The organism is Acinetobacter sp. MYb10, assembly GCF_002980175.2.
Lineage (GTDB): Bacteria > Pseudomonadota > Gammaproteobacteria > Pseudomonadales > Moraxellaceae > Acinetobacter > Acinetobacter guillouiae.
This window is the reverse complement of the sequence record NZ_CP058272.1, coordinates 4,286,237-4,306,625: the sequence shown is the minus strand read 5'-3', so window position 1 is coordinate 4,306,625 and position 20,389 is coordinate 4,286,237. Positions and strand designations below refer to the sequence as shown.

Genomic DNA, 20,389 nt, shown 5'->3' with positions numbered 1-20,389 from the left:
AATAAGACCTGCTGTGTATTGTTTTATCAACTGTGTCAATCCATGCTTTTAATCTGGTGACTCACAAGAACGAGCAGAACCAAGCGCTTTTTCTTGATACTTATGCATCCTGACACTTCTATTCTTAGCTAAATAGTGTTCCAGCATACTTGATGCATAGATGGATAGTTATCTTTAACGCTGCATCAATCATTAGCCTCATGATTTTTCATTGATGTCACCTTAATCATAGGAGATGAATCATTCGCAAATGCAGAAATGAGCGATGTTCTTTCTGTTCGTAGAATCTGTAATCGTCTTTTTAATAAAAATAGGATCGGACTCATAAAAAGTTTGAGCCAGACTATAAAAAAATAACTGATTAAATATCATGATAAAAAAGAATGATTCAACAAAATATCAATAAAACACATAAAATAACTGCAGCAGCTTCAAACAAAATTAAAATAATTTACAACTTTTTGACTCTTTTTATATTCCTCAATCGTTTTAGTAATAGCTTATCTAAACAAAAACATTAACGTGGTGCTGTGCAGATAGAAATTAACCTTATTGGCGAATCTAAAGCACTTTATTCAAGCTCAATAGAAATCTTTGTTCAACAACAGATTACAGTGACCCCAAAATGACAAAACAGTCAGGTCATTGATATGAATATTATCCTTTTAGGTTGCAACGGCCATACCGCTGTGACCATGATTGAATGGTGAGACAATTTGAATAAAGACCATGATCCTAAGCCTAACATACAACAGACCCAACTAATTACTCTGGCAGAACAGCTTCGCCCTGAACTGCATCGCTACTGTTCGCGACTAATGGGCTCTGTCATTGAAGGTGAAGATGTTGTTCAGGATACGCTTGCACGGGCATTGCTTGTGATTGACAAAATACAAGATTTTCAGATGTTACGTGCCTGGTTATTCCGTGTAGCACATAACCGAGCACTTGACTTACTCCGAAGTCGAGCCATTCGAATAACAGAAGCTGTAGATACTACTACTGACGATATTGAAGATATAAATACCTCTGATCCGATGGAGATGCTGATGCGCGAGGAAACAATTAAAATGGCCGTTTCACGATTTATGCAACTCCCAGTACTTCAGCGCAGTGTCATCATTCTTAAAGATGTTCTTGATGAGCCTCTTGTAGACATTGCTACCCTACTGAATCTCTCAGTAGACTCAGTAAAAGCCCATCTTTCCCGTGGACGTGCTCGACTGCGCGAACTCAATATAACCACTGAAGAAGCACAAATTGTCCGACCAACATCTGATGCAGTAGCAAACTATGTAAAGCTGTTTAACCTACGCGACTGGGATGGGTTAAAAGCATTACTTTCTGATGATGTCAAACTCAGTCAGTCTACTCATCCTATCCGTGTTGGCGCTGCCGATGTCTCCATGTTCTTTGGTGCCTACGCAAAAATTGACCATATCTGGCTTGTTCCCGCCTGGCTTGGAGATCGTGAGGTCATTGCTATCTTTGAAAACCGTATAGACCTCAAACCAAGTTATATCATGTGGCTGGAATGGCAAGAAGGCAAGATTAGCTTTATTCGAGATTACCGCTATGTGCGATATGTTGCCGCTGATGCAGAGCTGATATTAACCCCAAATAAATAAACAATTAGGCTCGTCATCATACTCAAACCCACTCGCCATTGAGCATAGCTATTGTTGATGAGCCAAATGCCTTAAGGAGAATGCCATGAAAGCACAAGCAATCCGTATTCCAGATTTAGCACGTGAAGTATGTCCTTTAGAAAATATTGGCTACGAAGATGCTTTTAGCATTGATATTCCGACTCTCATGATGACTAAAAAGTACAGCGCTGAAAAATGGGCATATGAGATTTTTGCCAATGCTCCTCCAGCAATCAATCAGATCGTTAGTCAATCATGGAATACCTTGGGATTTAAATCTAAATCTGAATCACACTGGCAATCACTAGAATCAGCAACAATGATCAAGCAAGATGATTTAATCATGATGGTTGTTCACTCTGATTCAGTTGATATTCAAATATGTATGGTCATCAACCTGATCGAATCTCAGCTGATCTTCTCTTCTTTCTTTAGCCGCGGTCATAAATGGTTCTCAACACCCACCTTGAAAATGATGACAGTTCCGCATCGCTTCATTGCACCATATTTACTTAACACTGCGGCTGAGCGTATGAAATTAAAATCATACATTTTTATTGTTTAAAAATAGCTCATCTCAAAATTGAGTAATGTCACTCATACAATTGCATGTTTTTTTTACAGATAAGCTCTCCATTGAGAGCTTTGTTTTATTTGTCTATCTTGCTCAAATTTTTCCTACCCCATATTCCCTTCTAATCGATGTTGTAATTTTGCCTAGTATGGCCAAGTAGCCAATACATTATCCTGCCTTTTCGGCTGTAGATGATGATTTAAAGTGATTCAACACATTTAAGCGTAGATGATAAAAATCATGTCCTGCCAAAAAAATCACGTCAACTATCTTTCGATTCCACACCTGTCTCATCATCGCAAATTATCAATACACATCCACATGATCAGAATGATCAGCGACCCATCTACTGATATAAAAAGTCGAGTCGAAAGTACGTCGCTAGATCAAATTAAAATAATTTAGAGGCTTTTTGACTCTTTTCCAAGGCTTCAATCGTTTTAGTAGTACATCACTTTATTAGACATTGGAGAAATCGTCATGAATCTGAAAGACAAAAAAGTCGTGGTCACTGGTGGTAGTCGTGGTCTCGGTTTAGGTCTAGTTGAAGCACTGGTTGATCAGGGTGCAAAAGTAACTGTGGTTGCACGTAATGTAAAAGATCTTGATGCAGTCGCTGAACGGCTAGGTGTTTATACCATTTCAGCAGATATCACAGATGAAGCTGCGGCACACCGTATCATTGCAGACATTCGTCCAGATGTACTTGTGTTAAATGCTGGAGCAGCCCCTCGTATGGGGCTTTTGGACGAATTAACTTGGGAAGAATTCTCTATCAATTGGGAAACCGATGTCAAAGCAGCCTTTTTCTGGTTTCAAGCGGTATTAAAAACACCACTTGATCCAGGCAGCCGAGTTTTAGTGGGATCTAGTGGTGCCGCTGAGTCTGGTTCTCAAATGACAGGTGGCTACGCCAGTTCTAAACGTGCGCTTTGGTTCATGACCAAATATGCCAATTTGTTTGCGCAAGATAAAAATCTTGGTATTCAGTTTCAGGCCATCGTTCCACGGCTGATGGTTCTTGGTACGGGAGTTGGCGACTCAGCAGCAGGTGCTTATGCAGCAGCCATGGGAATTACACCTGAAGAATTTGTCTCCCGCTTTGGGGCACCTATGCCACCGAGAGCTTTTGGTGATCATGTGATTTCAATACTTAAAGAGCCTCAATTTGCTGAGAGTATGGTACTGGGACTCAATGGTAATGATGGCGTGACGGTTATCGATTTATAACCACCACTCAAAAGATCAGGGTTATACAGCCTGCGCTAAGTGAAGCTGTTATCTCCCTGATCATAATTTAAATAAGTTTATTTTCGCTCAAAACCTTATTAAGGCATCATCCTATGATCCACCTACATTACTGGCCAACGCCAAATGGCCATAAGATCACTATTTTTCTTGAGGAAGCAAGTCTTAAATATGATGTAACACCTGTGAATATCGGTCGGGGGGATCAGTTAAAATCAGCCTTCCTTGCTATTTCACCCAATAACCGTATTCCAGCAATCATCGATGATAGTCCAGACGATGGTGGCGAGCCTTTGAGTGTGTTTGAGTCTGGCGCAATTCTTCAATATTTGGCTCAAAAGAGCGGATTGTTTCTCTCCAGTGAACCCAGAGCACGAATCATGGCATTGGAATGGCTGTATTGGCAAGTCGGTGGGCTCGGTCCAATGTTAGGTCAGAATCAACATTTCGCAAAGTATGCACCTGAAAAAATTCCTTATGCAATCGAACGTTATGTCAATGAAACCCGACGCCTCTATAAAGTGTTGAATACTCATCTCGACGGACGTACTTTCATTACAGGTCAAGATTACTCAATTGCCGATATGGCAGCATATCCTTGGATTGTTCACCATGAAGAACATGGCATAAAGCTTGCTGATTTCCCTCATATTAAAACTTGGTTTGAAACAATCCGTGAACGCCCTGCTATTCAGCGTGCATATAAAGTTGCTGAGAAGGTACAAGTGATGGATCCAACTCAGGACAGCTTGGCACACAAAATATTATTTGGTTTGACTCAATAAAGTCAGGTCGTAACGAAATGAATTTGTTGCTGAACGATACATTATTTAGCAATAGTGTAAATGAGTCCTGAGATGCATGTCGTTACGATCAAATCCCCTATACATTTACGACTCTGAAAATTTATTTCTCTACTGGTCTTTATTTAAACGATTTTTTGAAAATTTATGCAAATTACAATTGAAACCCGCACTTATATTTTAGATCCAGGAAAGCTACGATATTATAATGGAAACACATATATTTATAATGAATGGCTAATTGGTCCACAACATAAACAAAGCTACCAAATCGATTATGAAAAATTGATAATATTGATCAATGTCGCCCAATATACCCCATTGATCAATGCAACGATTCCGCAAACACTGATCTATGATCAGTTTCTCAGCCCAAAATTAAATAAATTACTGAATGGTTTAAAAAAACTGGATATTGAATTAAGCATCCAACAAGGTGAAACAGTTTTATTGCCAAGTGATATACAAATAGATCTGGGTATGCAGGATACTGCAGTTAAAAAAGAATTTAGTAGAAATATGCTGATTAATATATTGAATTCAGGAGCTGAATTTTTCTTAATGCGAACAGGACCTTCCCTTAATTAATTTTTTATTATCAAATAGATATTTGATCAATCCTTTTTATAAAGAAGGAACTTTCAGTACCAATATAATTCAGTTAACATGATTTTTTTTTGATTTATAGAAGCGGTTTCATAATGTTCGACTGTCGATCTTTTAAATTTAAAATATTTGATTATAAGCTGTATAAATGCATAATTTTTAAATTTATAAAAACCTGATCAAATGATTCTTTATTCAAAAAAAATAAAGGACATAACATGTTCATTATTTGATAATAGATAAAAAATTAATTATTGCTTTTTATCCTTCTGCATTTTTCCAATAACTTCTCTAGAAACATATTACTTTCCAATATAGTCATCAAAATGATTGATTTTAATACGCCCCAGCTTCAAATATTTTATATTTAAAATTTTAGTATTTTCTTGATGCTGCCCAATCGCAAAACCTAGACATTTTTTACTCATATTGTCATTTGCATCAGCCAATCCACTGAACATGAGTAATGGAATAGAGTCTGTTGACAACTCATCTACGTTTGCGACTACGTGTGTTTATTAGGCGATAGCAGGCACAAAATACGAAATTTAGTCATTCCAAATGATCAGAAACATCATTTCACAAGCTAACACGTAGCGGCAAAAAAAAACATGCTAGTCACCGCTATGCCTTGCGCTGTAAACAAAGCAGTGCTTTGTTCTTGCTCAGGTAAAAAAAATTCTCTGAGTGGAGGTGTTCTTTAAGCATTTGTTTATTGAACATGCTCATGATATTGTTCTATACAATAAATAGTTTTGTCATAGGTCAATGTTGTGCTCAAAGAAATTATTTCAGACAGACTGAGTGAAATTAAATTAACGATTGAGAAAGCCTGCCTCAAGGTGAATCGAGATCCTTCTGAAATCAGATTATTGCCCGTCAGTAAGACCTTTTCAGCAGAACATGTCCGAGCAATTCACGCGCTAGGATATGACTGTGTAGGGGAAAATAAAGTTCTTGAAGCCAAGAGTAAATATGAGGAACTAAAACAACTTAGCAATTTAAAATGGGTGCTGATTGGGCATCTACAGCGCAATAAAGTGAAATATGTAGCCCAATTTATCAGTGAATTCCATGCCTTAGATCGCGTCGAACTTGCTTACAAACTGAATAGCGCCTTAGAAAAAGAAAATCGGGTTATGCCTGTCTTTGTCCAAGTCAATACATCAGGCGAAAGCAGTAAATATGGCATTCAGCCTCACGAGCTAGAACATTTCATAGAACAATGTCTGCCATTTACCTACATAAAAATCGTTGGATTGATGACTCTGGCAATACATAGCCATGTCCCTAATGAGGTCAGGCAGTGTTTTCAGCTTTTAAGAACCCTAAGAGATCAAATTTCAAAAAAGCACCCAGAGATACAACGGCTTTCAATGGGCATGTCTGGAGATTTTGAACTTGCGATCGCTGAAGGTGCAACAGATATCAGGATTGGACAAGCAATTTTTGGCGCACGTTCCAAACCAGACAGTTATTACTGGCCTACTGAATAGAGCATCACGATGAAAACTCATTATCAGATCAATATATATCGAGAAAAAAAGCTACTCGGTACTTTTACACCCAATCATCTTGCTTCACAAAATTCGATTCAACAACTCATCGCAACATTGACAGCAATTGATCCTATTGACGTTGAGTTTGTACAAGTGACTGAAGATATGCGTGTTCTTATTTATCAAAATGGTCAGATGAGAACGTTGTCCTCTCAATACTCTTATCAAAATACAACTGCTGATTTAGTTTTTCAACAGAATGAAGAGTCATCTAATTCAGTTTGATTCATAGCACTGATCCACACTTATTTCACCGAGAGACAAACATGAACATGATAAAACACCAAGTTATTAATGTGATCCAATTTTTAAGTTTTGAGGATACCGGAAGCTTTAGCCCCGTACTTAAACAGATGGGCTATGACATTTGCGTTTTTCAAGCAGGTGTAGATGACCTAAGTACTATCTTACAAGAAAAGGACCCGCTTATCATTCTTGGCGGGCCAATCAGTGCATATGACTTAATCACCTACCCTTATCTAAAAGAAATCATCGTGGGATTGAAGCAACGATTAATAACCAATTATGCAACTTTTGGTATTTGTTTGGGTGCTCAACTGATTGCAACTGCTTTAGGTGCAAGAGTATATCCTGGCCATATCAAAGAAATAAGATGGGGGCGCTTATCCCTGAGTGCTCAGGCATTTGCATCACCTTTAAGGTTTCTTGAAGGTATACACGTTTTACATTGGCATGGTGATACATTTGATTTGCCCACTGTTGGCACGCACTTAGCTAGCTCAATTTATTATCCAAATCAAGCATTTAGTGTAGGGAATAATATTATGGCATTACAGTTCCATGCTGAAGCCGATCCTAAACAATTTGAAAGATGGCTCATCGGTCATACTGATGAATTAAAGCAACATAAGATAGATATTCTGGATTTAAGACTTGAGAATCAATATTATGGCAATATACTGGCAGACAAAGCAAAACTTGTACTTGAAGACTGGTTAAATAACTTGATCAGGTTTTAAAGTAAATGATTGGATCTATATGGCTGAAATTAAAGGTAAAACATCTCAGGACATTCAAAATAGTATTCGAGAACTTATTCAGAATGGGATTTTGAAGGAGGGGGAATTATTACCCAATATTCGTGCTTTAGCCACTGAGCTGGAAGTAAATCGTAATACTGTCGCTGCCGCCTATAAAGATTTAGCCTTAATGGGGATTGTCATATCCAAAGGCCGTGCAGGTACCCAAGTCCGTAAAAATCCACAAATTAATAGTTTTGAAAACCTTCAAAAAACAAATCAAACATTTTTTGACCTCGCGCATGGAAATCCATGCCAAGGTTTTTTACCTCAGCTACATGACATCAACTTTAATTTTAGTGCACCGTATTTATATGGTGACAGTACCAAGCTTCCAGATTTGGAGACCTTTGCTCGAAATGAAGTTTTTGCTGACATCAGCCATAAAATTGCTGAAATTGAATTTACCCATGGTGCGGTAGATGCAATTGAAAGAATTCTCAATGCACATTTAATCCAATCTGACAGTATTGCGATTGAGCAACCAGGTTTCATTACCAGTATTCATACTTTACAGGTGAATCGCTTTAATATGGTGTTTTTCCCAGTCACAGCACATGGCTATGATATTCACAGTATAAGAAAAGCACTAGAGCAAAAAGCCAAAGCAATTGTCATTACACCAAGAGCACAGAATCCGACCAGTTATAGTCTTGATGCTAAAACGGCACAAGAATTACATCAGTTATTTTCTGAATACCCTGATGTACTCATTATTATCGATGATCATTTTTCATTACTTTCCACAACACCTTATTATCATATTGTGCCTGAATCTACCAGACATTGGGCGGTGATAAGATCTGTATCAAAATTTTTAGGTCCAGACTTTAGATTTGCATTTATCAATTGTGATCCTCAGACTGCGACCAGACTAAGGATGAAACTAAATCCAAACTGTACCTGGGTGAGTCATATCTTACAAAAGATGATATTTTCGCTCATGACATCGGACAAAGTTCATCAATTAATGAATAAAGCAAAAATACATTATCAGACAAAAAATCAAGAAATCGTTAAAAAATTATTGGATCAAAACCTTCTTGATCTAGGTTATTGTGATGGTTTAAATCTATGGATCGAACATGAACAAGCTCAGGAAATAGCATATCAACTCGCGCTAATGGGATGGAAAGTCAGACTTGGAAAAGAGTTTTCATTAGGCCAGGATATTAAAGGTATCCGTATCACCACTTCTGAATTAGATGAACAAAAAGCGATGGACCTACTCAATGATTTATCATTTATCTTAACTAAAATAATGACACTCTAAAATTTATGCTTTTCATCCATTATTTTTGCTAACGATCTTAAACTAAGGAAAAGTAGAAAACTAATTTCCTACTTTTCCTCATGAAAAAACATTGAATTTAAAAATCAGAAACCTGCCAATTTTAAACGATTGGCATGCTGACCATATAACGGAACGGGATCTGCACCAGCACCAGAGCCAGCAAGTCCCAGTATCTGATTGATCTCATCCAAATGGTTCTGAGGATAATTATCACGAATGACATTGCCCAAATGAGATGAACATACTGGTACCAAACCGTCACTATCACTACCAGTGGTCAATTTGATAAATGCTTGACCAGCAAGCATCCCGTAGGATGAGCCATCTAATAAATTTGTAAGTCCACCGTTACCTATGAATAATAATTCACACCATTCACTGTGGCAGCTCCTGACCCACATTCAGTCACTGGAATACCTTGAGGGAAAGTGGTATTAAACTCACCAGCTCCAGCCTTGGTCAATCCTGCAAGTGCACTTAAAACATCTTGATCATATGTTCCACCATTACTAGAAGTACCACCCAGAAAGCTTTCTATACCTGTAAACGTATTGATTATAGCTCCGATAGTTTTATCAAAGCCTATTACACTGGCGGGTTTACGTACAAGTGTTTCCACCAAATCTGCAACCGGACTACCTTTATTTGAGCCCGCAATACCTGTTACTGACGCGATCAAATCAGGACGAACACCCGCAACATAGCGTACAGTTTGCACACCTTGGCTATGACCAATCAGGTTTACTTTTTCAGCACCTGTTAAAGCCTGAATCGTGAGAACTTGTTTAAGTAATTGTTCACCTCGCACAGCGTCAGAGTTAGCAGAAGATGTATTGGTGACAAATACATTTGCACCCTGACGGCTTAAATCCTGAGGAATTCTATCCCAGTAATTGACAGGTCCAATCTGTGAAAAGCCGAATAAACCATGTGCAAACACCAACGGATATTTAGTTTTGGCATAATCTGTTTTTTTAGAAAACAGCCCCCAATCTGTTGCAGATGTTTGACTACAACCAGCTTGATCGTTTTTGATCCCGCAATTTTGATAACTTGTAGTTACAATTGCTGAGCTATTAACCGATGTGAATATGATGGCCCCAAATACCAAGGCCGGGATTGCTTTCTTCATTGTTCAAGACTCCATATATTTGAACATTATTTTTGTATTACATTGATTTCTTGATACTTCAAAATATTTCCCTGAAAATCTCCTTGTCTAATTCTCAATGCTATATTTCTGTTATTGATCTTTTCCTCATTGCCTATTCAGCCACTTTTTTATTCGAATTAGCCTGCATCTGTTCAAAAGTCTGTGCACGGATTCGTTCTTCTGGGCTACTAAAAGATCTATTGCGTAATTCATTTATTGCAGCCTGTTGTTGAGCCGCATCTTGCTGACTCGCCGTAATTTGTGTCCTTGCTGCAAGATAACTATCCACTTTTTTTTGCCACTGGCTTTCCTGTAAATCAACCTGAGTCAGGCGATCTGCTGCCGCTGCACCCACTAATTTTTTACGCATCTCGTACAGCTCACTCGCTGAACCTCCACGTTGATTAATTTCAGTGGTCAATTCCTGTAATTGGTTGTATTGTAAAATCGGCTGCATACTTGCTTTCAGGTCTTCTGGCTGTTCATTCAGCAATGCTGCACTTTTTTCTGCCTTCTGATCTGTACTTAAGCGTTTATCATTATTGATCGCGTATTGTGCGATTGTATATTGGTCATAGCTTTCTTCTTGCGCAAAAAATACATCTGCTTCTTGTGGCGTAAAAATCTGTCTGCGAAGTTTAACCATGGCTGACGCAACTGTTTTAAAGTCCTTTGCACTATTGGACTGTGCTGCAGGTAACTTTTCACGCTGATGTAGATAATCAATATACTTACCAAGTAGTTGGTAAGAATAAGGTTGAGCAGTCGTTGGTAGAAGACCAGCAAGGTATTGACGAATATCAGCAACAATACTGCTTTCCGTTTTTTCACCAATACTTGAAAGAAAATAATCGAAGCAGTCACGAATTCCACGAGATAAAACCAACTGCCCTTTAGTATCAACCTGTAAAGGACAATTCACCTCTGTTCCTCTTAGTGATGGTGCCAACTCAGGCATAACACCATGAAACTTTAAGACTTGTTGATTAGTATCAGAAACTGACGCAACAGTACTCAACGATTGCTGATTTTGTAACGCGGAGTCTGAACTTGATGGGGCTATTACAGTATTGGTTTCTGGTTTTAAATACCATACTATTCCAACAAGAAATAAGACAACCAACAGCAACAACAGATGTTTTTTATAGTGGCTTATAACGTCCATGTTATATCTCTTTTTCAATATTTTATTATGCTTTTCACAACCTCAGATTTTCCGATATTTCGCAAAATCATTAACCAGCTAAAAAGGTAGCTGCTCCCTACAAAAAACATGTACCGATATAATCATAAGTTTTAAACCCATTCGCTACTCCATAAAATTATTATGTTCATATTCAAGTGATCTAGCTTTTCAAGAAGTTTCATGGCATAACTATTAAGAGCGAATTAATAATTGATACTTTTGGTCAGTCAAAGCTTCTTGCAATGATTATTAGACATAAATCACAAGCTAACAATCACCAAGAATGCAAAGTTTTTGCAGAAACAGTATTTTTCTCGGAATTCCAAAAATATGCTTAGTTCGTTTTCAGATACTTTTTTTGATATCTATCGGTTATCAGGTATAGCAGGCAAAATCCATAGTATTTCAACTCTTTTACCTGGAGAAATACTAGAATTTTCCCCAAATCATGGCTATATACATATTATTCAGAAAGAAAAATGCCTTTTAACAATGAACGATCTGGAACATCATCTGGAATTGAAACATTGCGACATAGCTGTGGTTTTACCTGGTAACTTTCACAGTATAAGCTTGAGTACAGATGCATTTCAGGATGCTAAAATCATCACATGTACAATTGATTTTTCAGGTATTTATGGCTCAGCCATTGCCGAGGGTTTGCCTGCTTTCATTCACGTCCCTTTTACCTGCAAAGCCACAAATATTATTGCGGAATGGGTTCCAATCACTGTTCATGCAATTCAACAGGAACTTAAAGCACCTTCGATAGGCAGTCAGATTATGCTGACCAGAATTATTGATCTTTTATTTATTTGGTCAATTCGTTGTTGGCTTAGCACTGTTGAACCGAATCATAGAAGCTGGATTTCAGCATTACAGGAACCGATGATCAGTAAAGCCATGTCTTTAATGCATAATCATCCGCATTTTGACTGGACTGTTGAAGAACTTGCTAAGTGTACTAATTATTCAAAATCAAGCTTTTACAAGAAGTTTACTGAATCTGTCGGGACCACCCCAATACAATATTTAAAATCGCTGAGAATGCGATTAGCCAGTGAATTGCTATTAACCACGCAAAAAAGTATTTTTCATATTGCTGAGCTTGTTGGCTATTCCTCTCAGGCTGCATTCAGCCGAGTATTCTCCCAAACATTTAACTACTCACCTTCTGAGTTTAGAGAATCCTTTAAAAATAATCCTGCACAGGAATAAAACACAACTGCGCTTATTAAAAATGTATTGTGCAAAAAATTGTTAAATCAAAGTATTTTAATAGTTAGCTGTAGTATTCATTTAAGTCTGCTTCGGAATCTGGCATGCCAAATTTGAGTTCATCACCAACTTTGGCGATTGCGTGAATAGCGGGTAGGAATTTTGCACCAATAACTGTTAATTTGTATTCTACAGAGGGCGGCGATGTCGGGATTGGCAGACGTTGTATAATTCCTTTACTTTCCAAATGACGTAGACGTTCTGTCAATACTTTTGCAGTAATTGATGGCAAGTCAGCTCTTAACTCGCCAAATCGACGTGGTCCAGCACTTAAACACCAGATGATTTCTGCAGTCCAAGCGCCCCGTAGCAGTGCCATACTCTTACTCAAGGGACAGACATTATTTGGCGAAGGCGCACGGTTTTTCCGCAGCTTTAGACCCAAGGTTTCCTCCATTCATGATTGAGATTTTCTCTGAGATTTCTTATTTATTCATATATTGAATATTAATTCCAAGGATGATATTCCACTGACATACTATGCTGAAAATATGCGCAAGCTGCAACCTGATGATTATCGTGAATCTGACTTATACCTGTTTTCGATGATTCATTCAGGTCTGTTCAACAGGTTGCAAGCGTTGCTTGTTGTTCTTAGAAGCGCATCTTTCACTCGGCAGGATTGATTATTTTTTTAAATATTAAAGCTACATTCAATTGTGGTGTATTAATTTTAAAATACTTCTCAAGATATTCGCGAAATTCATCTTCGCTTGTGAGCTCTTTTTTTATTGAATGATTTTTACCATGGATCTTTACAGTCGTTCCACTTAAGTTTATTCGTTCATCTGGAGTAACTGCAGCAAGCATCAAATGTTGAGTAAATATAGAATCTGGTGATGTTGCAATATACCAATTGGCAATCACAGCATCCGACTCCGAGACTTTCTGTTCTGGATCAAGTGCATAAATATTGACCCACTCATCACGTATATAAGCTTGAAGCATAATCTTCACACCTGTCAGGGCACTTTCAGCAACACCACTGTCTTTTACATCAATAAAACGGAAAGCTTCATGCGGTGTATTCTGAATTTCCCCGAGCTTATCCAGTGAAAGAACGGCAGTCGGAGTCGTTCCACCAAAACTGGGATCAAATAAATATAATTTATCCACCAGTTTTACCACAGTCACCAGATGAGTACGAATCGGAGCTTCTATAGGTTGAGATTGATAATATACGCGCCCCAAAAGATTAAAAGCCTCATATCCCAGTTCACTTAATACTGTTCTAGTCAGCGTACTCTGTTCCAAACAATAGCCTTCTCGTCCTTGATCAAGTAATTTATCTGCGATCTGTGATAATTCCATAGACACGTTATCACCAAGAAAAGAAGAAATATTTCCAAACGGGATGCTGGTTACATGTAGAAATAACAACTTTTTTAGACTCTCAAGCGTAGGTAAATACTCACCTTCCACGCCCAGTTTGGTTAAATATTTCTGTGAAATTGATAATTCTGAAGACATCGCTTTGCTACCTTATAAATCATAAAACTAGAATTTATTTGATTTTACAAAATCAGTGAATTTAATCGGATCTCGCCCCAGAACCTGAGTAACACCTTTGCCGATACTTTCATTTCGCCCATCTAATATTTCAAAAAATGCCTGCGCCATATGTTCTGCAATAAAATTATCCAATCCTGCATTTTGCAGATATTGTTTATATGCTTTTTGATTAAGATATTGATACTGTATATTTCGCTTAAGCTTTACTCCGATAGCATTCACCGCTTCTGCAAAAGTCAATAACTCTGATCCTGTGACTTCATAAATTTTGCCGTTATGTAAATCATCAGTCAGACATTCAACCACAACATCTGACAAATCCTCCAAGTCAACGAATGGTTCTTTTACAGTATCTGCCATAAACGTCACTTCGCCAGATCTTATGCCATGTAGAAAATGACCTTCACTGAAATTTTGGTTAAACCATGCTGAACGAATGACCGTCCAATCAAGTTCAGCCTGCATTAAAATTTTTTCACACTTTTCAACAGATGCTTGACCTCTGCCTGATAATAATACAGCTTTGGAAACAGACTGATTCATCATTTCTGTGATCAATCCTTCAATCTGTTGTTCTGCTCCTGACATTGAAGTATCTGGATGAACAATGTAAACGATTTCAATATTCTTCAGTGCTGGGCCAAATGTACTGCTATCATTCCAATCAAAATACCGTTCATTTTCTACATGCGCATTGATGGTACGAGTAGTGACAATTGGATTAAATTTATGCGACTTTAATTTCTCTACGACGCGTCGTCCATTTTTGCCTTTTCCACCGATGATCAGAATATTCTTGGTCAAACTTTTCATAGATTACCACTTCATTAATTAAAAAAATTACTAGATTCTAGATGCTGTTTAACGAAACAGTGCATATTTAACTACATGAAAAATTTCATCAAATTAATAATAAAATTCATAAGCTAAGGAGCCTTTTGATGTAGTTATCACTGTACTTACTGTCTACATTGAGCGATCTCAGTATGCGCAAAGCATGATCCAATATGAATAGAATTACAGAAGACTTATACAAATCTATGGTATCCATTTGGAAACGGGTTTAATCACAAAATCGCTAAAAATTGCGCACAATATCCACGGTAAAAAGCCATTAGCTCTGGTCTAATTTAATGTTTTTTTGAAATTCGTGATTGCTCATCTGAGTGTTTTTATTTAAGTGTATTTTCTCAGCGACACATGATGATAGTCAGTCAATCAACGCATAAGAATTGATTATAAAAATCGTATAATTTTTACAATTATTTATGCAAAAAAAATTGATTATTTAAATCATTATGATATCGTCCCATTATTTAATTTATTTTGTCACAGGACAAAATAAATTAAATAACATCCAAATGATTCATTTACTTGTCGAACGTAAAGGCTCGACAAAAAATATATAAACCTTGGTAAAATCATATATTTACAATATTAAATATAAATGATGGCATGGTTTAAATTAAGTTAAAAATCACTGAGTTATTTTCTTTCCACATACATAAACGACAGAAACAAAAACTTACAGGGTTAAAAAATTTAGATGAAACGTATATTTAAAGAAAAAACGTTAAGCATACTGTTACGTAGTATTTTGCTGGGGTATCCGATTATTACATCGTCCTCCTTTGCAGTACCACTGCGTGCTGAAACTGATGAGTACAATGCCAATTGGGGACTAAGTCGTATTGGTGCACAGTATGCTTATGAAAAAGGCTATACGGGTAAGGGAATTGCCATTGGGGTTGCAGATTCAGACTTTCCCTCAGGAATAAGTGAACTTACTGAAAAACTTACATTTGTAACCCCCAATAAAGATGGTAAAGAACATAATTCAGACTTAAGTATCGGCAGTAAAGTAGCTGATGGATTCAATGCAGAAGATTATACTCATGGCGCCCATGTTTCTGGGATCATTGGCGCTAAAAAGAATGATCAAGGCATGCACGGCGTAGCCTATGGTGCAGATATTTTTGCACAACATATGAATAATAATATTTACCCTTTTCTCGACACTACGGCAGTTCGTCTAATTAATAATAGCTGGGGTACAGAGGGAGATAAAGACTATGGCATCAATCCTGGAGATCCTCAATGGAAAGACTTGATTGGTATCGATGGTATAAGCACATCAACAGTAAAAGACTTTGAAAAAAAGTCTGATAAAAACAGACCCTATGATTTTTTAAATCAAGTCATATATACGACCACCCCCACGAAAAGGGGGGAATCTAAAATTTCAATTACAGTGAAAGATGTAGTTGAAGCTGAAGACGGTATAATTGAGCGTAATGGTCAAAAATTCAATTTTGGGGCAAATGACAAATCAAACAATGGGCTTGTCAACCAAATCAGGGCCCTTCGAGAAGCTGGAAAACAAGGCGTAGTCAACGTTTTTGCTGCTGGAAATTACAATCATTATAACGAACCTGGTGCCTTTCAAGGGATGCCTATCGTTTATAATGACTTACTGCCCAATTATCTTACTGTCAGTAATCTAACATTGGTTCGCAGTAAAGAAATCACTGTTCCAGAAGATAGTGAAACGCTCAGTGCGGGTGATGATTTACAATTTTTTGAAGTTACTTTTCAAAATAAAAAATATTTACGTCAAGCAAATCTTGCAATTGGCAAAGAAGACTATTTGTGGGAACAAGTCGGTCAAGGTCTTCGACAAACTCAAATTTTGGTGAATGACGATAGCACCAAAGAAACACTGTATACAGGGTCTTCACAATGTGGTTATACCGCATTGTGGTGTGTGGCAGCGCCCGGAACAGGGATTTATAGTTCAACATTTAAAGTTGAAGATGGAAAGCTTGCTGATAATTATGAGTATATGACTGGAACCTCGATGGCCGCACCACATGCCACAGGTGCTCTCGCTGTTCTTATGGAACGCTTTCCCTATATGAGCTCCAGCCAGACCGTTTCTGTTTTAAAAACCACAGCAGCTGATATGGATGAAAATGGTAGAGTGACTGATGGTCGTGCCAAAGTAATTGATAAATACTTTGGTTGGGGAAAAATTGATCTGGAAAACGCCATTAAAGGACCAGCAATGTTTGCTTCAGCGGATGATGTAAAAAACATGCTTGCTGAGGATGTAAAACAAAATTTGGGTGATGATCTGGATAATCTGGCCAATACTTTTGGAAATGGTGATTTCACCGTCAATATGGGCCAAGGGATAAAATATGATATTGGCACAACCAGAGAACGTAGTTGCGATGCAGCTGAATGTTCATTCGATATTTGGTCAAACAATATCGCTGGTAGCGGTGGTCTGATTAAAAAAGGCAGTGGAACATTACAGTTATCGGGAAACAATACCTATGCAGGCAATACTTTCATTAATGAAGGTGGTATTGATATCACAGGATCTTTATCTTCAGGCATTATTGTCAATAAATTAGGGACACTTTCTGGTCAAGGTCAGTCTGCAACAATCGAAATCAATAGTGGCAGATTTGCACCATCACTTTACAATCAAACAGGATTTAGTACATTTACTATTAATGGAGATATTAAATTTAGCCCTGACGCCACATATTCAGCCAAAATTAGAGACAAAAATGAGCAAGTGGACAAATTGGTTGTTCGGGGTAATGCTTATTTAAATGGAGCTAACTTCCAGACCTATGAACAAAGCCCAGATAAATTACTTGGGAAAAATGATACCCTCCGCTATCAAGGTAATGAATATACCTTAATGGATGCTACAAAAATTAATGGAATATTTAATAATAACTATCTTACATCGATTGCTACTGAAAATATTCAACCAGAATTAACAAAAACTGAAGAAGATAAGAAACTTAAATTACAATTCAGGGATTTAACTACAGATAAAGCTGCCGCGGAAAAAGCTGCTGCAGATAAAGCTGCCGCAGAGAAAGCTGCTGCCGATAAAGCTGCCGCAGAGAAAGCCGCTGCCGATAAAGCTGCTGCTGAGAAAGCTGCCGCGGAAAAAGCCGCTGCTGAAAAAGCTGCTGCTGAGAAAGCTGCCGCGGAAAAAGCTGCCGCGGAAAAAGCTGCCGCGGAAAAAGCTGCCGCGGAAAAAGCTGCCGCGGAAAAAGCTGCTGCCGAGAAAGCCGCTGCCGATAAAGCCGCTGCTGAAAAAGCTGCCGCGGAAAAAGCCGCTGCTGAGAAAGCTGCTGCTGAGAAAGCTGCCGCGGAAAAAGCCGCTGCCGATAAAGCTGCCGCGGATCAAGCTGCTGCTGAAAAAGCTGCCGCTGAGAAAGCTGCTGCTGAAAAAGCTGCTGCCGATAAAGCCGCTGCCGATAAAGCTGCCGCAGAGAAAGCCGCCGTAGAGAAAGCTGCTAACGAGAAAGCCGCCGCTGACAAGGCTGCTGCTGAGAAAGCCGCTGCCGATAAAGCTGCTGCTGAGAAAGCCGCTGCCGATAAAGCTGCTGCTGAAAAAGCTGCTGCCGAGAAAGCCGCTGCTGAAAAAGCTGCTGCTGAAAAAGCTGCTGCTGAGAAAGCTGCTGCTGAAAAAGCTGCCGCTGAAAAAGCCGCTGCCGATAAAGCTGCCGCTGAGAAAGCTGCTAACGATAAAGCCGCTGCTGAGAAAGCTGCTGCCGAGAAAGCCGCCGCGGATCAAGCTGCCGCCGATAAAGCCGCTGCCGATAAAGCTGCCGCGGAAAAAGCTGCTGCCGATAAAGCTGCCGCTGAGAAAGCCGCTGCCGATAAAGCTGCTGCTGAAAAAACTGCTAACGATAAAGCCGCAGCAGAGAAAGCCGCTGCTGAAAAAGCTGCTGTTGAAAAAGCTGCTGCCGATAAAGCTGCCTCGGATCAAGCTGCCGCTGAGAAAGCTGCTGCTGAAAAAGCTGCCGCGGATCAAGCTGCTGCCGATAAAGCTGCCGCGGATCAAGCTGCTGCTGAAAAAGCCGCTGCCGAGAAAGCTGCCGCGGAAAAAGCTGCCGCAGAGAAAGCTGCTGCCGATAAAGCTGCCGCAGAGAAAGCCGCTGCCGATAAAGCTGCCGCGGAAAAAGCTGCTGCCGAGAAAGCTGCTGCCGATAAAGCCGCTGCTGAGAAAGCTGCCGCGGAAAAAGCTGCTGCTGAAAAAGCTGCCGCTGAGAAAGCTGCTGCCGATAAAGCTGCCGCGGATCAAGCCGCAGCAGAGAAAGCCGCTGCTGAAAAAGCTGCCGCAGAGAAAGCCGCCGTAGAGAAAGCTGCTGCTGAAAAAGCTGCCGTGGATCAAGCTGCCACAGAGAAAGCTGCTAACGATAAAGCTGCCGCGGAAAAAGCCGCTGCCGATAAAGCTGCCGCTGAGAAAGCTGCTGCTGAGAAAGCCGCTGCCGATAAAGCTGCCGCGGAAAAAGCCGCTGCTGAGAAAGCTGCCGCAGAGAAAGCCGCTGCTGAAAAAGCTGCTGCCGATAAAGCCGCTGCTGAGAAAACCGCTGCCGATAAAGCTGCCGCAGAGAAAGCTGCCGCGGAAAAAGTCGCTGCCGATAAAGCCGCTGCCGATAAAGCTGCCGCTGAAGCAAAGTTATTGGAGCAAGCTAGAGCTGAAAAAGCGACCCAAATTGCATCAATTCATGGCGATATTCTGGCAGAAGAATTTCAGGATATGGATCACAATCGTCGTTTAACCAATCAACGTCTACGCTATATTCAACGTAATCAGGAGAACAGTAATAATGCTTGGATAGATTTTTCAGACTCAAAAAGCAAGTCTCGTCTGGGGGAATGGAATAATCTCAGCAATGCCAAGATGCATGATTATAATGTTCAGAGGCAGGGTCTAGCTTTAGGCGCAGATACTACACTTGGAGATTGGGCAATCGGAATAACGGCAGCCATTAATAGCAAAGATTTAAATAACAAAAATAATGCCAAAGCTAAAATCGATAATTATCAGTTCGGTATCTATACAGGGACTCAAATTGATCAAATCAATTTTCGTTTCAGTGGTACATTGGGACGTAATGAGGTTAAATCACGATTTAATGATCAGAATGATGGTCAATTTAATGCAAAATACAATGGTCGTACTTATCAGTTGAACGCTGAGATGGGCTATGCATTGCAACACAATAACCTATATATGGAACCATTTATCGGTGTTGCATACGACTACTTAGAAAATGATTCCATTCAACAAAGTAATGGATACTATTCACTAAATAGTGAAAAAACGAATATTGACCGTGTATCTTCAACTGTCGGTCTGGATATATCTCAAAAATGGAACGTATGGGATACAACATCTCTAAGTTTAAATGCAAGCTTAGCATGGCAAAACCGTTTAAAAAATAATGATAAAGCGGGCAAATTAACATTTATATCAAATAACTCACTGATTGCTGGAGATGCTGGTTATTTAGATGTTCCCAATAATCAGAACACAGGCATCATCAATTTTGGTTTCAATGTCGATATCGCCAACACCCACGGGTTTTCGGTCAATTATGAAGGACAGTTCGCGAAAAAATATAGTGAAAATGGCATAAGACTCCAATATGGCTATAAATTTTAATCA

At 38.9% G+C, this 20,389-nt stretch carries 18 protein-coding genes; 11 read left to right on the top strand and 7 right to left on the bottom strand.

Annotated features, from left to right (window positions below; translation table 11 throughout):
• The first annotated feature begins 716 nt into the window (after positions 1-716).
• The 5 genes from CQZ96_RS20060 (at position 717) to CQZ96_RS20040 (ending at position 4,862) form a co-directional block, all read left to right on the top strand.
• Entirely contained in the window at positions 717-1,628 is a 912-nt protein-coding gene (locus CQZ96_RS20060) for a sigma-70 family RNA polymerase sigma factor (RefSeq protein ID WP_105713630.1), read from the top strand.
• Positions 1,629-1,713: 85 nt separating this feature from the next.
• The gene (locus tag CQZ96_RS20055; protein WP_105713629.1) at positions 1,714-2,214 is read left to right on the top strand and encodes a hypothetical protein; all 501 of its coding nucleotides are present in this window, start codon (positions 1,714-1,716) and stop codon (positions 2,212-2,214) included.
• A 489-nt stretch (positions 2,215-2,703) separates the two neighbouring features.
• Positions 2,704-3,453 (top strand): SDR family NAD(P)-dependent oxidoreductase, encoded by a 750-nt coding sequence (locus CQZ96_RS20050; protein ID WP_105713628.1) that lies wholly within the window; start codon positions 2,704-2,706, stop codon positions 3,451-3,453.
• A gap of 113 nt (positions 3,454-3,566) precedes the next feature.
• Positions 3,567-4,256, top strand: coding sequence for a glutathione binding-like protein (locus CQZ96_RS20045; protein WP_105713627.1), 690 nt, complete (start codon positions 3,567-3,569; stop codon positions 4,254-4,256).
• 165 nt (positions 4,257-4,421) lie between these two features.
• Positions 4,422-4,862 carry a hypothetical protein gene (locus tag CQZ96_RS20040; protein ID WP_004717102.1) on the top strand — a complete coding sequence of 147 codons (441 nt, stop codon included), beginning with the start codon at positions 4,422-4,424 and terminating at the stop codon, positions 4,860-4,862.
• Between the two features lie 320 nt (positions 4,863-5,182).
• On the opposite strand, the gene CQZ96_RS20035 is transcribed toward CQZ96_RS20040, so the two are convergent.
• Positions 5,183-5,368 carry a hypothetical protein gene (locus tag CQZ96_RS20035; protein WP_146113215.1) on the bottom strand — a complete coding sequence of 62 codons (186 nt, stop codon included), beginning with the start codon at positions 5,366-5,368 and terminating at the stop codon, positions 5,183-5,185.
• A gap of 285 nt (positions 5,369-5,653) precedes the next feature.
• On the opposite strand from CQZ96_RS20035, the gene CQZ96_RS20030 reads away from it, so the two are divergent.
• From CQZ96_RS20030 to CQZ96_RS20015, 4 genes are read left to right on the top strand one after another with little or no spacing between them, the layout of a single operon-like run.
• On the top strand, positions 5,654-6,376 hold the full coding sequence (locus CQZ96_RS20030) for a YggS family pyridoxal phosphate-dependent enzyme (RefSeq protein WP_004717103.1): 723 nt from the start codon (positions 5,654-5,656) through the stop codon (positions 6,374-6,376).
• A gap of 9 nt (positions 6,377-6,385) precedes the next feature.
• Positions 6,386-6,664 (top strand): hypothetical protein, encoded by a 279-nt coding sequence (locus CQZ96_RS20025; protein ID WP_004717105.1) that lies wholly within the window; start codon positions 6,386-6,388, stop codon positions 6,662-6,664.
• A 41-nt stretch (positions 6,665-6,705) separates the two neighbouring features.
• The gene (locus CQZ96_RS20020) at positions 6,706-7,419 is read left to right on the top strand and encodes a glutamine amidotransferase (RefSeq protein ID WP_105713626.1); all 714 of its coding nucleotides are present in this window, start codon (positions 6,706-6,708) and stop codon (positions 7,417-7,419) included.
• Between the two features lie 19 nt (positions 7,420-7,438).
• A complete protein-coding gene (locus CQZ96_RS20015) occupies positions 7,439-8,752 on the top strand; it encodes a GntR family transcriptional regulator (protein ID WP_105713625.1) in 1,314 nt (437 codons plus the stop codon).
• 104 nt (positions 8,753-8,856) lie between these two features.
• On the opposite strand, the gene CQZ96_RS21765 is transcribed toward CQZ96_RS20015, so the two are convergent.
• The 3 genes from CQZ96_RS21765 to CQZ96_RS20005 form a co-directional block, all read right to left on the bottom strand.
• The gene (locus CQZ96_RS21765) at positions 8,857-9,081 is read right to left on the bottom strand and encodes a hypothetical protein (protein ID WP_228722745.1); all 225 of its coding nucleotides are present in this window, start codon (positions 9,079-9,081) and stop codon (positions 8,857-8,859) included.
• 44 nt (positions 9,082-9,125) lie between these two features.
• Positions 9,126-9,905: an esterase/lipase family protein gene (locus tag CQZ96_RS20010; RefSeq protein WP_228722744.1), complete on the bottom strand. Its 780-nt coding sequence runs from the start codon at positions 9,903-9,905 to the stop codon at positions 9,126-9,128.
• A 133-nt stretch (positions 9,906-10,038) separates the two neighbouring features.
• Complete coding sequence (locus CQZ96_RS20005) at positions 10,039-11,091, bottom strand: lipase secretion chaperone (RefSeq protein WP_105713624.1); 1,053 nt, start codon at positions 11,089-11,091, stop codon at positions 10,039-10,041.
• Between the two features lie 351 nt (positions 11,092-11,442).
• On the opposite strand from CQZ96_RS20005, the gene CQZ96_RS20000 reads away from it, so the two are divergent.
• A complete protein-coding gene (locus CQZ96_RS20000; protein WP_056518198.1) occupies positions 11,443-12,330 on the top strand; it encodes a helix-turn-helix transcriptional regulator in 888 nt (295 codons plus the stop codon).
• A 64-nt stretch (positions 12,331-12,394) separates the two neighbouring features.
• Here the strand turns inward: CQZ96_RS20000 and CQZ96_RS19995 are convergent, their stop codons facing one another.
• From CQZ96_RS19995 to CQZ96_RS19985, 3 genes are all read right to left on the bottom strand, one after another.
• Positions 12,395-12,709 (bottom strand): winged helix-turn-helix transcriptional regulator, encoded by a 315-nt coding sequence (locus tag CQZ96_RS19995; RefSeq protein ID WP_228722743.1) that lies wholly within the window; start codon positions 12,707-12,709, stop codon positions 12,395-12,397.
• A 290-nt stretch (positions 12,710-12,999) separates the two neighbouring features.
• Positions 13,000-13,860: an arylamine N-acetyltransferase family protein gene (locus CQZ96_RS19990; RefSeq protein ID WP_004717119.1), complete on the bottom strand. Its 861-nt coding sequence runs from the start codon at positions 13,858-13,860 to the stop codon at positions 13,000-13,002.
• Between the two features lie 27 nt (positions 13,861-13,887).
• Positions 13,888-14,715: an NAD(P)H-binding protein gene (locus CQZ96_RS19985; RefSeq protein WP_105713623.1), complete on the bottom strand. Its 828-nt coding sequence runs from the start codon at positions 14,713-14,715 to the stop codon at positions 13,888-13,890.
• A gap of 733 nt (positions 14,716-15,448) precedes the next feature.
• Here CQZ96_RS19985 and CQZ96_RS19980 point away from each other — a divergent pair.
• Complete coding sequence (locus tag CQZ96_RS19980; RefSeq protein ID WP_105713622.1) at positions 15,449-20,386, top strand: histone H1-like repetitive region-containing protein; 4,938 nt, start codon at positions 15,449-15,451, stop codon at positions 20,384-20,386.
• Positions 20,387-20,389 lie beyond the last annotated feature (3 nt).

What these genes read in the sequence shown, in the direction of transcription:
- CQZ96_RS20055 (WP_105713629.1), top strand. Translation starts at nt 1,714, where the DNA reads ATGAAAGCACAAGCAATCCGTATTCCAGATTTAGCACGTGAAGTATGT.
- CQZ96_RS20050 (WP_105713628.1), top strand. Translation starts at nt 2,704, where the DNA reads ATGAATCTGAAAGACAAAAAAGTCGTGGTCACTGGTGGTAGTCGTGGT.
- CQZ96_RS20045 (WP_105713627.1), top strand. Translation starts at nt 3,567, where the DNA reads ATGATCCACCTACATTACTGGCCAACGCCAAATGGCCATAAGATCACT.
- CQZ96_RS20040 (WP_004717102.1), top strand. Translation starts at nt 4,422, where the DNA reads ATGCAAATTACAATTGAAACCCGCACTTATATTTTAGATCCAGGAAAG.
- CQZ96_RS20025 (WP_004717105.1), top strand. Translation starts at nt 6,386, where the DNA reads ATGAAAACTCATTATCAGATCAATATATATCGAGAAAAAAAGCTACTC.
- CQZ96_RS20020 (WP_105713626.1), top strand. Translation starts at nt 6,706, where the DNA reads ATGAACATGATAAAACACCAAGTTATTAATGTGATCCAATTTTTAAGT.
- CQZ96_RS20015 (WP_105713625.1), top strand. Translation starts at nt 7,439, where the DNA reads ATGGCTGAAATTAAAGGTAAAACATCTCAGGACATTCAAAATAGTATT.
- CQZ96_RS21765 (WP_228722745.1), bottom strand. Translation starts at nt 9,081, where the DNA reads ATGCTTGCTGGTCAAGCATTTATCAAATTGACCACTGGTAGTGATAGT.
- CQZ96_RS20010 (WP_228722744.1), bottom strand. Translation starts at nt 9,905, where the DNA reads ATGAAGAAAGCAATCCCGGCCTTGGTATTTGGGGCCATCATATTCACA.
- CQZ96_RS20005 (WP_105713624.1), bottom strand. Translation starts at nt 11,091, where the DNA reads ATGGACGTTATAAGCCACTATAAAAAACATCTGTTGTTGCTGTTGGTT.
- CQZ96_RS20000 (WP_056518198.1), top strand. Translation starts at nt 11,443, where the DNA reads ATGCTTAGTTCGTTTTCAGATACTTTTTTTGATATCTATCGGTTATCA.
- CQZ96_RS19995 (WP_228722743.1), bottom strand. Translation starts at nt 12,709, where the DNA reads ATGGCACTGCTACGGGGCGCTTGGACTGCAGAAATCATCTGGTGTTTA.
- CQZ96_RS19990 (WP_004717119.1), bottom strand. Translation starts at nt 13,860, where the DNA reads ATGTCTTCAGAATTATCAATTTCACAGAAATATTTAACCAAACTGGGC.
- CQZ96_RS19985 (WP_105713623.1), bottom strand. Translation starts at nt 14,715, where the DNA reads ATGAAAAGTTTGACCAAGAATATTCTGATCATCGGTGGAAAAGGCAAA.
- CQZ96_RS19980 (WP_105713622.1), top strand. Translation starts at nt 15,449, where the DNA reads ATGAAACGTATATTTAAAGAAAAAACGTTAAGCATACTGTTACGTAGT.